General features: G+C 71.1%; 1 pseudogene. It reads right to left on the bottom strand.

Going from position 1 to position 539, the window contains the following annotated elements:
- Positions 1-539, bottom strand: a pseudogene (locus tag QN345_RS19740) (DUF2207 domain-containing protein); the annotation flags it as partial.

Below are 539 nucleotides of genomic sequence, written 5' to 3'. Positions count from 1 at the left end.
GCCGACAACGGAGAGGCCGAGCAGCGCGGAACGCAGGGACCCGCCCTTCTTCTCACGGAAACCGGCGGGGATCGCCGCCCGGCGGGTCGCCCGCAGTTCGCCCTGAAGCGCGGTGGTGAGGCTGGTGCTCTTCTTCTTGAGGTCGCGCTGGGTGCCCGGTTTCAGCCCGGGAAAGAGGTGGCCGAGCATGGAGAGCTCCGTCGCGTCGACGCCCCGGGTGTCCCGCAGCTCGAGCAGGTAGTGCTTGGACCCTGAGCCTTCGAGCACCCGCACGTTGCCGCGCACGGCGAACTGCAGGAACTGGGCGGTGATGGCCTTCGTGGACGTGCGGGTCACCTCGCCGGCCTGGAGCAGGTTGACACCCTTCGGCGGCAGGTATTCGGCGATGATCGTGGGCCGGCCGGGCGCATTGCGCCAGCGGGTCGCCCGCAGGGCGATCGCGAGGGCGGCGCAGACGAGCGCGAGCACGGCACCGGCGAGGCCGACGGCGGGGATCGGGCTCGCGAAGAACGAGTTGTCCCTCGGCACGAAGGTACCCG

It is taken from the genome of Cryobacterium sp. 10I1 (genome assembly GCF_035019805.1).
GTDB classification, from domain to species: Bacteria; Actinomycetota; Actinomycetes; order Actinomycetales; family Microbacteriaceae; genus Cryobacterium; species Cryobacterium glucosi.
Note: the sequence above shows the minus strand (reverse complement) of the source record. Positions and strands in the feature narration are given on the sequence as shown.